General features: G+C 66.5%; 9 protein-coding genes and 2 riboswitches. Of the genes, 6 read left to right on the plus strand and 3 right to left on the minus strand.

Going from position 1 to position 14711, the window contains the following annotated elements; genetic code table 11:
• Nucleotides 1-7 precede the first annotated feature (7 nt).
• Both L0963_RS13770 and L0963_RS13775 read right to left on the minus strand, forming a co-directional pair.
• Nucleotides 8-1975 (minus strand): TonB-dependent receptor plug domain-containing protein, encoded by a 1968-nt coding sequence (locus L0963_RS13770; RefSeq protein WP_234180086.1) that lies wholly within the window; start codon nucleotides 1973-1975, stop codon nucleotides 8-10.
• Between the two features lie 74 nt (nucleotides 1976-2049).
• Nucleotides 2050-2239, minus strand: a riboswitch (cobalamin riboswitch).
• Between the two features lie 70 nt (nucleotides 2240-2309).
• Nucleotides 2310-2702 carry a hypothetical protein gene (locus L0963_RS13775; protein WP_234180088.1) on the minus strand — a complete coding sequence of 131 codons (393 nt, stop codon included), beginning with the start codon at nucleotides 2700-2702 and terminating at the stop codon, nucleotides 2310-2312.
• Nucleotides 2703-3240: 538 nt separating this feature from the next.
• On the opposite strand from L0963_RS13775, the gene L0963_RS13780 reads away from it, so the two are divergent.
• From L0963_RS13780 to L0963_RS13805, 6 genes are all read left to right on the plus strand, one after another.
• Entirely contained in the window at nucleotides 3241-4704 is a 1464-nt protein-coding gene (locus L0963_RS13780; RefSeq protein ID WP_234180090.1) for a protein adenylyltransferase SelO, read from the plus strand.
• Nucleotides 4705-4780: 76 nt separating this feature from the next.
• Complete coding sequence (locus L0963_RS13785) at nucleotides 4781-5983, plus strand: nucleotide sugar dehydrogenase (protein ID WP_234180092.1); 1203 nt, start codon at nucleotides 4781-4783, stop codon at nucleotides 5981-5983.
• A 106-nt stretch (nucleotides 5984-6089) separates the two neighbouring features.
• Nucleotides 6090-8426, plus strand: a complete 2337-nt coding sequence (locus L0963_RS13790; protein ID WP_234180094.1) for an autotransporter assembly complex protein TamA — start codon at nucleotides 6090-6092, stop codon at nucleotides 8424-8426.
• Nucleotides 8426-12655, plus strand: a complete 4230-nt coding sequence (locus L0963_RS13795) for a translocation/assembly module TamB domain-containing protein (RefSeq protein ID WP_234180096.1) — start codon at nucleotides 8426-8428, stop codon at nucleotides 12653-12655. The genes L0963_RS13790 and L0963_RS13795 overlap by 1 nt, the downstream gene beginning before the upstream one ends.
• Complete coding sequence (locus L0963_RS13800; protein ID WP_062902189.1) at nucleotides 12655-12897, plus strand: hypothetical protein; 243 nt, start codon at nucleotides 12655-12657, stop codon at nucleotides 12895-12897. Before L0963_RS13795 ends, L0963_RS13800 begins: the two co-directional genes overlap by 1 nt.
• Nucleotides 12876-13054, plus strand: a riboswitch (yybP-ykoY riboswitch). Its footprint overlaps the gene before it by 22 nt.
• 16 nt (nucleotides 13055-13070) lie before the next feature.
• On the plus strand, nucleotides 13071-13649 hold the full coding sequence (locus L0963_RS13805) for a TMEM165/GDT1 family protein (protein ID WP_234180098.1): 579 nt from the start codon (nucleotides 13071-13073) through the stop codon (nucleotides 13647-13649).
• A 9-nt stretch (nucleotides 13650-13658) separates the two neighbouring features.
• On the opposite strand, the gene L0963_RS13810 is transcribed toward L0963_RS13805, so the two are convergent.
• Nucleotides 13659-14669, minus strand: a complete 1011-nt coding sequence (locus L0963_RS13810; protein WP_234180099.1) for a hypothetical protein — start codon at nucleotides 14667-14669, stop codon at nucleotides 13659-13661.
• Between the last annotated feature and the right edge of the window lie 42 nt (nucleotides 14670-14711).

Here is a 14711-nt window from a genome sequence, read left to right on the forward strand (position 1 = left end):
GCGCGCATCAGAAAGCCCAGCGGACCCCGACATAGGCCGAGCGGCCCACAGTGCCATAGCCCGCCACAGTCTGATAATCGGTGTCGAACAGATTTTCGATGCGGCCATAGACTTCGATTCCGGCAACGAGCGGGTAGCTTGCGCGCAGATCGACCAGCCAATAATCGTCCAGCGTCACATTGTTCGCGCGATCGTCGAAGCTTTTGCCCGCATAGCGCGCGGCGACCGACAGGTCGGCGCCAGCAAAGGCGCCGCCGGGCGTCCAGCCGAGTTCGGCATTGGCAAGATGCTTGGGGCGCCGCGCCAGCCGGTTGCCCTCGTAGACCGAACCGGGGGTGCGGTCGGTGGCGACGACGAGGCTGTAGTTGGCGCTGAAGCGCAGTCCCGGCGACAGCTGTACCGCGCCTTCGACCTCGACCCCTTGGCCGCGCGCGCGGTTGATATTGTCGTAGGTGCCGAAAGGACGGTTGCCCGTCGCGCAGATGGGGGGCAGGGGATTGGGGCCGGCGGGGCAGCTCACGAAATCGATAAGATTGCGCGTGTCGCGGCGATACCAGGCGATGTCGATGACCGCGCTCGGAGCGGCAGCGATGCGCACCCCGACTTCATAGGCGCGGGCGCGTTCGGGCTGCAGATCGGGATTGCCATAGGCGCCTGCGGTGTCCGAAAGCTGGAACAGCGTCGGCGCCTTGAAGCCTTCGCGGTAGCTCGCGCGCAGCGCGACATGATCGCCGAGCTTCTGCCCCGCATCGAAGGCGAGGCTGGTCGCGCCGCCAAAGTCGCGGTGATCGTCGCGGCGCACCCCCGCGGTCAGCGACAGCGTCTGGGTCGGCTTGCCGACGATCATCGCCCAAAGTCCCGTGGTCGCGGTGCGGCCGCGGTCGCTCGAAAAGGCGTCGGCGGTCAGCGAGCGCGTCCATTCGCGCTCGGCGCCCGCGATCAGCCGCACTTGCTGTCCGCTCGCGTTGCCCGCGGTCAGCCAGTCGATGCTGTACGAAAGCCGCTCGCTGCGTCCGCGCGCCTTGAAGCTCGGATCGCTGCCGGCCGCCGGGTCGTAATTGTCGCGGTTGATGTCGGCAAAGCCGAAGGCGAGCTTGTGCGAAAAGCCGGTCGTGCTCGCGTTGCCGCCCGGGCGGTGTTCGACCGAGACGGCGGCATAATGCTCGCGCGTCTTTTGATATTCGGCGGTGTCGCCGAAGCTGTAGGTCGGCGGCGCGAAGCCGTCGAGATCGACGCGGCTGTCGGCGTAAAGGCCGAAGGCGCGGACGGTCAGCGTATTGCCGATCACGGTCCGGTTGGTGAGGTTGAGCGCATATTGGCGGTAGCCGTCGCGTTCGATGCCGACCGCGGCATTGCTGATCCCGTCGGTGCGGACATAGCCGCCGCCGAGGCCGAATTGCGACGCGCCGAGGTCGGCGCGGAACTGGCCGTTGACCCGCGCCGTATCGCGCGCGCCATATTCGGCGCCGATCCGGCCGCTTGTCGCGCCGCCGACCGCGCCGGGCTCGGTGGTCGAGATGGCGACGACCCCGCCGATCGCCTGGCTGCCCCACGGCAGGCTGTTCGCGCCGCGCAGCACCTCGATGCGGTCGATCGCGCCGAGCATCAGATTGGCGAAGTCGAAGCCGCCGCCCGGCGAGGAGGGGTCGCCGACGCGCACCCCGTCGATGACGACGAGCGTCTGTTCGCCCTCGGCGCCGCGGATGCGCACATTCGATACGCTGCCGAGCGTGCCATATTGGGTGATGCTGACCCCGGGCAACCGCGCGATCAAATCGGCGGCGGTGCCGTTCTGGGCGCGGCGGATGGCGGCGGCGTCGATGATCGAGACCGAGGCGTTGCTTTGGTCGGCGCCGAGCAGATCGCCGACGACGGTGATCGTCGAACCATCGGGATCAGCGTCCTGCGCCCATGCGGGCGAGGCTGCGGCAACGGCCACGAGCGACAAGGTGGATTTCCAGAAAAATGACTTCACGAGTACCTCCAGCGTAACGGCTTGCCGTCACGCGAGGATCCTCGCCTGCGCCCGGTACACCCCGCCCGCGTGCAGATAACGGCGACGCCCTGGCAGGTCTCCTGGCTCGCCGGGTCAGCGGTGGGATGCGGCCTTCCCGGAAGACAAGCTTCCAGTGGCATGATTGCATCCACCTCGCCGGACTACAGTTGCGGGGGCAGCGCCGGATCGACCGGTCTTCCCTTTTCATGCCTGTTTCCAGGCAACCCGAGGTCACGGTGCGGGCCGCTAGCAAAAGCGGAAGCGCGCTGCAATCGCCAATTCGCAGGCCGGGGTTGGACCGGCGCGCCGTGTTTCAGGTGAAGTCGGGGTTGGCCGCGGCCGGCTCGATAGCGGGCTCGGCCGGGACTTTCCTGTCGGCGGCGCCAGAACGGCGGCCGCGAACGGCCCGGGCAACGAGGAGGGTCGCGAGCGGCCAGACGATCGTGTGGAACAGGTCCATACGCGTGTCGGGCCAGTTCCAGTTGCCGAGATTGATCCGGTCGAGCACTTCGTTGCCGCAGGCGGCGATGATGACGATGCCCAGCGGCAATATGTCATCCAGGCCCCGGCGCATCACGAGCGCTGTCGCGAGGAAGATGAGCATTCCCGCATGCAAGTGCAGCATCGCATCGGGGAGGCCTGTCGTCGCGCCGATATCGAGAATGAGGCCGTGATAATCGGCGGCGGCTTGCTGCAGAATTTGCATTGATCTCTTTCAAATTGCGCGGAATTTCGAATCGGGCTGCTGCCCCTTGCCGCGCGCTGTCTGAACCTTGCTTGTATGCGTCGAGCTTGCGCGCATTGGCAGAAAAGTTGAAGGCCCCGCCATCCGGCGGGGCCTTCGAGGCTGGTGCAGTCCTATCCACTGGAGGTGCCCGGCCCTTGTTCAAACTTCGATCGGCAAGAGCTTTTTCACCGCTACAAATATTTGTCAACGAACGATAATTTATTTCGAGCCAAATTGGATGCTATTATGCATTCGTCGATCGACGAGGATTCAGCATCGCTTTCGCTGACGCGGAAATGGACTCCGTTTCAATATACTATCTTTTTGGCGATCACTGGCTGTGCTTTTGCAACTCGCTGCAAGGATTGAAATCCGCTGCGCGGCGAGTGGACGCTGCTTCGCGATATATCGCGTGGGGCGACGGATGCTGGCGTTCATCCTGTATTGGTCCGGGTTGCAATCGTTGGCGCTTCGACCGACATTGCTACCCTAGGATCCTGACCCTAGGGAGCCGGCCATGGATTTTGCGTTCGACAATAGTTTTCACGACGCCATGCCGGGCTTTTATGCGCCCGCGGAGGCGGCGAAGCCGTCGGCGCCGAAGCTGTTGATCTTCAACCATGCGCTTGCCGAACGGTTGGGGATCGATGCGGCGGGCGTGAGCGATGCGCAGCTCGCCCGGATCTTTTCGGGCGAGGAAATGCCCGGCGGCGCCAACCCGTTGGCGCTCGCCTATGCGGGGCATCAGTTCGGGCATTTCTCGCCGCAACTGGGCGACGGCCGCGCGCTGCTGCTCGGCGAGATCGTCGCCCCCGACGGGGCGCGGTTCGACGTCCAGCTCAAAGGCTCGGGGCCGACGCCCTTTTCGCGCAACGGTGACGGCAAGGCCGCGATCGGTCCCGTGCTGCGCGAGTTCCTCGTGTCCGAGGCGATGGCGGCGATGGGCGTCGCAACGACGCGCGCGCTCGCCGCGGTGGCCACCGGCGATCGCGTCCAGCGTGAGCAGGCACACCCCGGCGCCGTGCTGACGCGCATCGCGAGCAGCCATATCCGCGTCGGCACCTTTCAGTTCTTCGCCGCGCATTTCGGCGCCGACCATGTCGCGCAACTGTCGGACTATGCCGTGCGCCGCCATTTTCCCGAGCTTGCCGAGGCGGCCAATCCGCATCTGGCGCTGCTCGACCGGGTGATCGGCCTGCAGTGCGATCTCGTCGCAAGCTGGCTCGGCGTCGGCTTCATCCACGGGGTGATGAACACCGACAATGTCGCGATCAGCGGCGAGACGATCGACTATGGCCCCTGCGCCTTCATGGACCGCTTTGCGGTGAACACCGTCTTCAGCTCGATCGACGCGAACGGACGCTATTCCTATGGCCGCCAGCCGCAAATCTTGCACTGGAACATGGCGCGCTTCGCCGAGGCGCTGCTTCCGGCGATCCATGCGGTCGAGCCCGGCGATGTCGAAGAGGCGAAGGCGCTTGCCAACGCCATTCCCGAACGCTTTCGCGCGGCCTGGTTTGCGCGGATGCGCGCGAAGCTCGGGCTGACGCAGCCGGGCGAGGGCGATGCGGAGCTGATCGACGGCTTGTTCGATCAGCTAGAGGCGCATCAGGTCGATTTCACGCTGTTCTTCCGTGCGCTCGCCATGCTGCTTCGCGGCGAGGGCGATATGTTGCAGGCGCTGCTCCCGGCGCCCGATGCCATGGCGCCGTGGATCGCCGAATGGTGGGCGCTGATCGAGCGCGAGCCCGCAGGGCCGCTTGAATGCGCCGACGCGATGGACCGGGTCAACCCGCTCTATATCCCGCGCAATCATCTGGTCGAGGCGGCGCTCGCCGGCGCCGAGGCCGGCGATATGACGGCGTGGCTCGAACTGCTCGATGTCGTGCGTCAGCCGTTCGTGCCGCGGGGCGAGTGGGAGGCTTTTGCCCACCCGGCGCCCGAAGGCTTCGGACCCTATACGACCTTTTGCGGAACCTGACCGGCGTGCCGGCCGCTGTTGAGCGGTCGCCCGGCACTTGCTAGAGCGGCCGCCAACCCAATCGAGGATCGCATCTTTGTCCCAGACTGAATCGGCGGCGACCAGCTCGCCCAAAATCACCGTGGTCGGTACCGGCTATGTCGGCATATCGAACGCGGTGCTGCTCGCGCAGCGCAACCGCGTCGTCGCGCTCGATATCGATCAGCAGAAGGTCGGCCTCATCAACGCCCGGACCTCGCCGATCGCCGATCCGGAGATCGAGGAGTATCTGGCGAACCGTCCGCTCGACCTGGTCGCGACGACCGACAAGCAGGACGCCTATCGCGACAGCGATTTCGTGATCGTCGCGACGCCCACCGACTATGATCCGGACAATAATTATTTCAACACGAGCACGGTCGAAGCGGTCATCGCCGATGCGCTGGCGCTCGCGCCGCGCGCGCTGATCGTTATCAAATCGACGATTCCGGTCGGCTTCACCGACCGCATGCGCGCCGAATTCGGCAGCGACAATATCGTCTTCTCGCCCGAATTCCTGCGCGAAGGGCGCGCGCTTTACGACAATCTCTATCCCTCGCGGATCATCGTCGGCGACACGAACCCGCGCGCCGCCGATTTCGCGCGGCTGCTCGAGCAGGCGTCGCTCAAGGACAAGACCGATGTGCTGCAAACGGGCAATACCGAGGCCGAGGCGATCAAGCTGTTCGCCAACACCTATCTTGCGATGCGCGTCGCCTTCTTCAACGAACTCGATACCTATGCCGCGATGCACGGTATCGACAGCCGACAGGTGATCGACGGGGTGGGGCTCGACCCCAGGATCGGGCAATTCTACAATAACCCGTCCTTCGGCTATGGCGGCTATTGCCTGCCCAAGGATACCAAGCAGCTGCTTGCCAATTATCAGGATGTGCCGCAGAATTTGATCCAGGCGATCGTTGCATCGAACACCACGCGCAAGGATTTCATCGCCGCCGAGGTCGTGCGCCGCAAACCGCGTGTCGTCGGCATCCACCGGCTTGCAATGAAGGCGGGATCCGACAATTTCCGCGCGAGCAGCATCCTGGGCGTGATGAAGCGCGTCAAGGCCAAGGGGATCGAGGTTATCGTCTATGAACCGCTGATCGAGGAGGATCGGCTGTTCAACTCGCGGGTCGTGCGCGATCTTGATGCCTTCAAGGCCGAGGCCGACGTGATCATCGCCAATCGCGTCGCCGACGAACTCGCCGATGTGGCCGACAAGGTCTACAGCCGCGATCTGTTCGGCGCCGATAGCTGAGCGGTTGCCACGGGGCCGCCTTTTCGACGGACCGAGCCGGTTTCCCCGAAAACCGGGTTGCGTGCGTGCGGCAGGCAAGCCACAAGTGCGCATCGGTTGTGGACAGATGGCCAGCGAAAAAAAGCGTCACGAATTGAACGGCTTTGGCGTCGATGCTCGGCGGCGGTGGGGACTATTGTCCGCGTCGCTGCTCTCGCTCGCCTGCGCCAATGCGGTCGCGGCGCAGGAGCGCGAACCGGCCGCGCCGCCGGCTGCAGAGGCTGCGACCGCGGAGCCCGCTGCGGCCGATGCGCCTCTGCCTGACGATGATGCCCCGATCGCGAGCCCATCGCCGCCGCCCGAAGGGGTCGTCTTGCCCGAGGTGGCGCCGATCATTCCCGATGACGAATTCAGGAAGGCGATCCCTCCGATCAGTGCGGAGGATGATCCCGAACTCGACAAGCCGCTCGAATCGATTGCCGATTTCGAAAAGCGCGTCGCCGATGCGGCGAAGCAGAAGGCGAACGGTACCGCCGACGCCGTGCCGCAGGTCGATGGCACGCCCGTTCCCGCGCTCGCCGACGGGCAGACGGTCGAGCCGATCGGCGATGCGCCGATAACCGATGCCGAGCTCGCTGCGCCCTTGCCGCCGCTCGAAAGCTTTGACGTTCAGCCCGTCCAGTTCGTCGATGCCGAGCCCGAGGGCGAGAACCGGCAGGTCGCCTATTCGGTGCAGGTCAATGGTCTTGCCGCAGCCGACGACAGCACCGATGCCGACCTCTCGGGGTTGTTCGGCGACCTCTCGGCGCTCTATGACGGCGATGGCAAGGCCGACAATTTCGCGATGCTGCGCGCCCGGCTGAGCAACGATGCCGAGCTGATGCAGCGCATCTTGTCGTCCGAAGGCTATTATGACGGCAGCGTCGATACGCGTATCGATCGCGCCGGCCGCGAGCGCGGGCAGCCGGTTTCCGCGGTGATCGATGTAAAGCCGGGTCCGCGCTACAGCTTTTCGGACATCATCCTCGATGCCAAGCCGACGGTGCCGCCGGGGCTGATCGCCGACAATTTTCCGCTCGCCGTCGGCGAGCCGATCGTCGCCGAACGGGTTCAGGGCGCCGAAGCGGCGATCTCGCTCAAACTTCCCGAGGAAGGCTATCCATTCGCCAAGGTCGGCCAGCGCGACATCCTGCTCGATGGCGACAAGGCAACGGGCGTCTACACGCTGCCGATCAACATCGGCCCGCGCGCCCGTTTCGGCGGCTTTGCGAGTAGCGGCGAGGAGGCCTTTGGCGCCGACCATGTCGCGATCATGGCACGGTTCAAGCGCGGCGATCTCTACGACAGCCGCAAGGTCGACGATCTGCGGCAGGCGCTGGTCGCCACCGGCCTGTTCGCGACCGTGTCGGTCGAGCCGCAGGCGACGGGCGAGAGCGCGGGCGACGATACCGAATATGTGACGATGCTGGTCAACCAGCAGGCGGGACCGCCGCGCACGCTCGCCGCCAGTGCCGGCTATGGCACCGGCGAGGGGATTCGCGTCGAAGGAAGCTGGACCCACCGCAATCTCTTTCCGCCTGAAGGCGCGTTGATCGTGCGCGGCGTCGCGGGGACGCAGGAGCAGGGGCTGGGGGTCACCTTCCGCCGGTCGAATGCGGGGCGGCGGGATCGCACCTTTGAACTGGTCGGTGAGGCGACGCGGAGCAATTATAACGCGTTCGAGGCGCTGACGGGGCGCATTGCGGCGCGGGTCAGCTATGATTCGACGCCGATCTGGCAGAAAAAGCTGACCTATGCCTATGGCGTGCAGCTTATCGCGACGAGCGAGGATGATTACAGTTTCCTGCTCGCCGATCGCGAACGCGACCTATATTATATCGTCGGCCTGACCGGACAGATCGGGATCGATCGCACCAACAGCCTGCTCGATCCGACCAAGGGATTTCGCGTCACCACGCTGATCGAGCCCGAAGGGTCGATGAGCGGGCGCTTCTCGCCCTATGCGCGCGCGCGCGTCGATGTCAGCGGCTATTATCCGGTGGCCGAGAATATCGTGCTCGCGGGCCGCGTGCGCGTTGGCTCGATCCTGGGCGCCGCGCGCGAGCGGCTGGCGCCGTCGCGGCGCTTCTATGCCGGCGGCGGCGGGTCGGTGCGCGGTTTCGGCTATCAACAGCTTGGCCCCAAGGATCCCAACAACGATCCGATCGGTGGGCGCAGCGTCAACGAAGCGGCGTTCGAGGCGCGCTACCGGTTCGGTAATTTCGGGATCGTCGGCTTCGTCGATGCGGGACAGGTCTATACCGGATCGACCCCCGATTTTTCGAACCTGCGCTTCGGCGCCGGCATCGGCGGCCGCTTTTACACCAATTTCGGCCCGATGCGGCTCGACGTCGCGACGCCGATCGACCGCAAGCCGGGTGAATCGCGGATCAGCGTCTATGTCTCGATCGGGCAGGCTTTCTGATGGCCGGGGGCGCAGCCGAGCCGATGGAGGACACGCCGCCGCAGCGGAGCAATCCATGGCCGCGCCGCGTGCTGCGCTGGACGGGGATCGTCGTCGGCGGGCTGCTCGCGCTGATCGCATTGTTCGTCGTCGGTCTCAACAGCGACGCCGGGCGCCGCTTTGTCGTCACCCAGATCGAGAAATATGAATTTTCGAACGGGATGAAGATCGGCATCGGCCGGCTCGACGGATCGCTCTATGGCGCGATGGTGGTGCGTGATTTCACGCTGTCCGATCCGAAGGGCGTGTTCCTGCGCTCGCCCGAGGTCAGGATCGACTGGCGGCCCTTTGCCTATCTGAAGAGCCATGTCGATGTCCGTTCGGCGACCGCCTCGACGATCGTGCTGCAACGGCTGCCCGCCTTCCGTCCGACGCCCGACACCGGCGAACCCCTGCTTCCCGACCTCGATATTGACATCGGGCGGCTGCGCGTCGACCGGTTCGTCGTCGAGCCTGCGGTGACAGGAGCGCGGCAGGAACTCCGCATCGATGGCAAGGTCGCGATCGCCGACCGGCGCGCGCAGGTGACGGCGAAGGCCGAAACCATCGGCGGCAAGGCGAAGGGCGACCGGCTCGCGCTGCTGCTCGACGCGGTGCCCGAAAAGAACCGACTGGCGCTGACGCTCGACGTCAACGCGCCTGCGGACGGGGTGCTGGCGGCGCTCGGCGGGTTCAAGGAGCCGCTGACGGCCAAGCTCGCCGGCCGCGGCGACTGGACGCGCTGGGACGGGCGCCTCGACGCGACGCTGGGCGCGGCGCCGCTTGCCGGGCTGGCGCTGAGCGCGCGCGACGGCACGTTCGCGGTCAAGGGTACGACGCAGGCGGCGCGCCTGTTCGCGGGCACGCCGGCGGCGCTGCTCGGCCGCGAGACGGCGGTCGATGTCACGGCGCGGCTCGCCCAGCGCAAGGCCGATCTCGACGGTCGGGTTTCGTCCGATGCGATGCGGCTCGGGATCAGCGGCGGCCTCGATCTCGGCGCCAATCGTTACGATGGCCTGCAACTGGCGTTCGTGCTGCTGCGCCCCGCCGCGATCGCGCCGGCGCTTCGGGCGAGCGGCGGCCGGGCGTCGGCGCGGCTCGATGGCGCATTTGCGACGCCGACGGTCGCGTATCGCGTCGATGCGGCGAGCCTTGCGGTCAATGATATCGTCGTCGAGGCGCTGAACCTGTCGGGCAAGGCGCGCGTCGATGCCGACCAGATCGTCATCCCGGTGACGGGCCGCGCGGCGCGTATCCGCGGGCTCGATACGGTAGCGGGCGGAACGCTCGTCGCGGTGCGGCTCGACGGCGATCTTGCCTATAAGAACGGGCGGCTGCTCAGCGATAACCTCCGCCTGCGGTCGCCGCGCATCGACTCCAAGGCGATCATCGTCGCCGACCTCAACCGCGGCTTCTACACCGGCGCCATCGACGGGCGGGTCAATAATTACCGCATCGAAAGCGTCGGCATCTTCGACATCGGCACCGATGTCGACCTGAAGCGTGTCGGTACCGACGGGTTCGAGATTGCCGGCCGCATTCGCGCGCGATCGACCCAATTGTTCAATTCGGGCGTTCGCGACCTGCTCGGCGGCAATGCCGTGGCGACGAGCGACATTCGCTATGGCACCGACGGCATCGTGCGGTTCGCCAATCTGCGCCTCACCGCGCCGCGGCTGCGCGTCACGAGCGGGCAGGGCAGCTATGCGCCGAACGGCCAGCTCCAGCTCGCGGCGCGCGCCAATTCGGTCGATTACGGGCCGCTTGGCGTCGAGGTGGCGGGCACGATCAGCGACCCGCGCGCGACGCTGCGCGCCGAGCGCCCTGGCCTCGGCATCGGCCTTGCAAATCTGGAGGCGCGGTTGACGGGCGCCCCCAACGGATACCGGCTCGCGGCGAAGGGGGAGACGGATTACGGTCCGCTGACCGCCGATGTCGTCCTGCTGACCGCCGCCGGGCCGCTGACCATCGATGTCGAACGCGCCGACCTGTCGGGTATCGGCTTCAAGGGACGGCTGCAGCAAAGCGCGGCGGGGCCTTTCGTCGGCCGGCTCGACGCATCGGGGCAGGGGCTGGGCGGGATCGTGCGGCTGAGCGCCGACGGTCAATATCAGGCGGTCGCGGCGAACATCCGCGCGAATAATGTGGTGCTGCCCGGCGCCGCGCGGCTCGCGGTCGGCAGCGCGATCGTCGATGCCGACATGATCCTTTACGACAAGCCGCGGATCATCGCCGACATCCAGCTCGCCGACACGCGCATCCGCGATTATGACATTGCGGTCGGGCGGGTGAAGATCGACTATCGCGACGGGCGCGGCAAGGCGCAGGCGCTGGTTGAGGGGACGAGCGGCGTGCCGTTCCGCATCGCCGCGAATGCCGATCTGACACCCGAGCTGTGGCGCGCATCGGTGCAGGGCCGCGCCAGCGGCATCAACTTCCGCACCGCGTCGCCGGCGCGCATCGTGCCGCATACCGACGATTATGAACTGCTGCCGACAACCATCGACCTCGGCCGCGGCAGCAGCGCGCGCCTCGCGGGGCGCTTCGGCAAGGGCGTCGTCCTCCAGAGCCGCCTTGAGCGCGCCAATATGACGATCCTCAACGCCGTCTATCCGGGACTGGGGCTCGGCGGGCGCGCGACCGGCAGCCTCGACTTCGCGCAGGAAAATTCCGACGCTTTCCCGCGTGCCGACGCGCGGCTGACGATCAACGATTTCACGCGCACGACCGCGGCGGCGGTCAGCCAGCCGGTCGACGTCAATTTCGCGGGTAAGCTGCTCGCCGACGGAGGTGAATTGCGCGCCGTGGTGCGCAAGCGCGGCAGCGTGATCGGACGGCTGCAGGCGTCGCTGCGCCCGCTCGGGCCGGGCGCGGGCGACTGGATGACGCGCCTGCGCGCCGCACCGCTCGGCGGCGGGCTGCGTTATAATGGTCCCGCCGACACGCTCTATTCCTTCGTCGGTCCCGCCGATCAGGGGCTCGCGGGCCCGGTTGCGGTGGCGGCGGACTTCAGTTGCCAGCTTGCCGATCCCTGTCTGCAGGGCGTGCTCAAGGGCAATGGCATGACCTATGAGAACCAGACCTATGGCACCAAGCTGACCGACATGGTGGTCAGCGGCCGCTTCACCGGAAACCGGCTCGAAATCGATCAGCTTACCGCCAAGGCCGGCACCGGAAGCGTCGCGGCAAAAGGCTATGTCAGCCTGTCGTCGGCCGATGGTTATCCGATGAACATCGTCGCCACGCTCGACAATGCGCGGCTGGCGCGCAGCGAGAATATCGGCGCGCGCGCGACCGGCACGCTGACCCTCACAAAAGCAGCGGGAGAGGCAGCGCTGCTGTCGGGCGACCTGCGCCTGCCCGAAACGCGCTATCGCATCGTGCGCGAGGGCGCGGCGAGCGTTCCCGTGCTCACCGGCGTGCGCCGCAAGCCGCCGAGTGGGCGCCGCCGGATCAGCGGCGACGGGCTGGCGGCGGTCGGCGGCAGCCTGTTCGACCTGATCCGGCTCGACATCCGCCTGCGCGCCGGCGAACAGATTTATGTGACCGGCATGGGGCTCGAATCCGAATGGCAGGCCGACGTCACCTTGAAGGGAACCACCGTCGCGCCGCGCGTGACCGGCGAGATCGAACTGGTGCGCGGCACGCTCGATTTCGCGGGGCGCTCGTTCAACCTCGAACAGGGCAAGGTGACCTTCCCCACCGGCGATGCCTATGATCCCGCGATCAACCTCCTCGCCACCGACACTTTCGACAATGTGACCGTCAATGTCGCGGTGACCGGGCGCGCGAGCAACCCGCAGGTCGCCTTTTCGAGCGTGCCCGGACTGCCGCAGGACGAAATCGTCTCGCGCATCCTGTTCGGCGATTCGATCACCTCGCTGTCGCCGCTCCAGGCGGTGCAACTCGCGGCGTCGCTCAACACACTGCGCGGCGGTGGCGGGGGGCTCAGCCCGCTCGGCGCGCTCCAGTCGGCGGCGGGGATCGACCGCCTGCGCATTCTGGGGCCCGACGATACGACCGGACGCGGCACCGCGCTGGCGGCAGGGCAATATATCTCGAAGGACATCTATCTTGAGGTCATCACCGATGCGCGCGGTTATACCGCGACGCAGCTCGAGATCAGCCTGACGCGCGCGCTGTCGATCCTGAGCCAGGCGGGCGGTTCGGGGCAATCGAACTTCTCCGTCCGCTACCGCAAGGATTATTGATGCACCGCGCGCTGATGCTCTTGCCGCTGTTCGCGCTGGCGGCGTGCAAACAGCCGCCCGATTTCGACCAGCGGTACGACAAGGCTGCATCCGACATCGAAGCGCGCGCGCGGGCGATGGACAAGGATCTGTCGGAGGCGGACAAGGCCGCCGCCGCGGCCGCGCCGGGCAATGGTTCGCAGACGAAGGGCTTGCCAGCCGCCTCGACCGCGTCTAACGCACCCCCGTCATCTGGGGAGTAGCCAGCCGTCCTGCCGGACGGGCCGCAGCGTCAACATACTCGGTCGAGAGGCCGTGGCGCCGCGGAAGCGCGAAAGCGTTTGGGCGAGACCAATGGCGTCGCACCTTCGTCCGGGCCGGGCGGCGGGCGCGATCGCTGTTGGAGTTCGCTTGCCGCTCGGCCCCGGAGTAACTCATGGAAGCCTTGTTCACCTCGACCGCGGTCGTCACGCTCGCCGAGATCGGCGACAAGACGCAGCTCCTCGCGATTCTGCTCGCGACGCGCTTCAAACGGCCGCTTCCGATCATCCTCGGCATTTTGGTCGCAACGCTCGCCAATCATGCGCTCGCCGCGCTGCTGGGGGCGCAGGCGGCCGCCTTCCTCGACAGCGATATCTTCCGCTATGTCATTGGCGCCTCGTTCGTCGCGATGGCGGCGTGGACGCTGATTCCGGACAAGTTCGAGGATGATGATGCGCCCAAATCGCATGCGGGCGCGTTCATGACGACGCTCGTCGCCTTCTTCCTCGTCGAGATGGGCGACAAGACGCAGGTCGCGACAATCGCGCTCGGCGCGCGCTTCCACGATGTCTTCACCGTGACGGCGGGTACGACGCTGGGGATGATGATCGCCAATGTGCCCGCAATCTTCCTTGGCCACGAACTGCTCAAGCGCGTCGATCTGAACAAGGTCCGCATGATCGCTGCGGCGCTGTTCCTGGTCATCGGCCTGTGGGTTCTGGCGCAGACCGCGGGACTGTTCGGCGCAGGTTGAACGCCGCGATCAGAACGGCTTGCAGGGCTTGCCGTTGTCGTCGAACCGGGCGGCGAGATCATATTCGCGGCCGTTCCAGCGCAGATAGGGGAAACAGAAGCCGGGAAGGCCGACCTGGATATCGGGATAATTGTCGACGCCGTGGCTTTTGAGGAAGTTTGCGAAGCCCTGGGTGGTCAGCATCACTTTCCAGCTTCCCGCCGGCGTTTTGGTCAGGACGATCGAATTGACGCCGGCCGATCCGTTGCAGAAGATGCCATTGTCGTGGATCATCGCTTCGGGTCGGCCGTCGCCATTGACGTCGCCAATGAAATCGACCTGTGCCTCCGAATGGCCGCTGTCGTCGTCGGTGCAGGCTGTCCAGCGGCCGCCCTTGACCGGCTTGATCTCGGCGGCGCGAAACAGCGCGAGGCGCTCGGTCGCCGGAAGCGCCTTGGCTTCGGGGGTTTGCGAGCCGTCCCAATCGAACAGATAGTCGCGCGAAATCGGCATCGGGCCGCTACGCGGCGGCGCGGCGCTTGCCGGGGCGGCTGCGGCCTTCCCGTCCTGGCTGCACGCCGTCGGCGCGCCGTAGCTGCCGCCCGCGAAATGGCGCGTGCCGGGGCAGGCCGAATAGCGCGCCTCGAGCGTCAGGTCGCGCCAGCCACCGGTACGCGTCTTGGCGAAGCCGACGATGCCATCCTCGGCGATCAGGCGGCGCCAGCGCCCGTCGGTGCCGAGCGTCAGCACCGCGAAATAGGCGCCGGGCTTGCCGTAGCATTTGGGATCGACATCGGCGACATGCGCCTCCGCCCGTCCGTCGCCGTTGAGATCGGCAAAGGCGACGCGCGGGTTCGACGCGCCGCCGCAGCGGTTGATCGCGCGCCCGTTTTCGAACCGGAAGCCCGCAGCTTCGAACAACTGGATGCTCTGTTCCCTGGTCAGGCGCGGCTGCGCCGTATCCTGCGCCGCGCTCTGCGCCGGACCGGCAAGCGGCAGCGCGGCCAGTGACAAACCCAACAGCAACCGGATGTCCGCCATGGTGGTCCCTCCCGTCGGGCCGAAGGCTATCACGAACCGGCC

It is taken from the genome of Sphingopyxis sp. NFH-91, assembly GCF_021401285.1.
GTDB classification, from domain to species: domain Bacteria; phylum Pseudomonadota; class Alphaproteobacteria; order Sphingomonadales; family Sphingomonadaceae; genus Sphingopyxis; species Sphingopyxis terrae_A.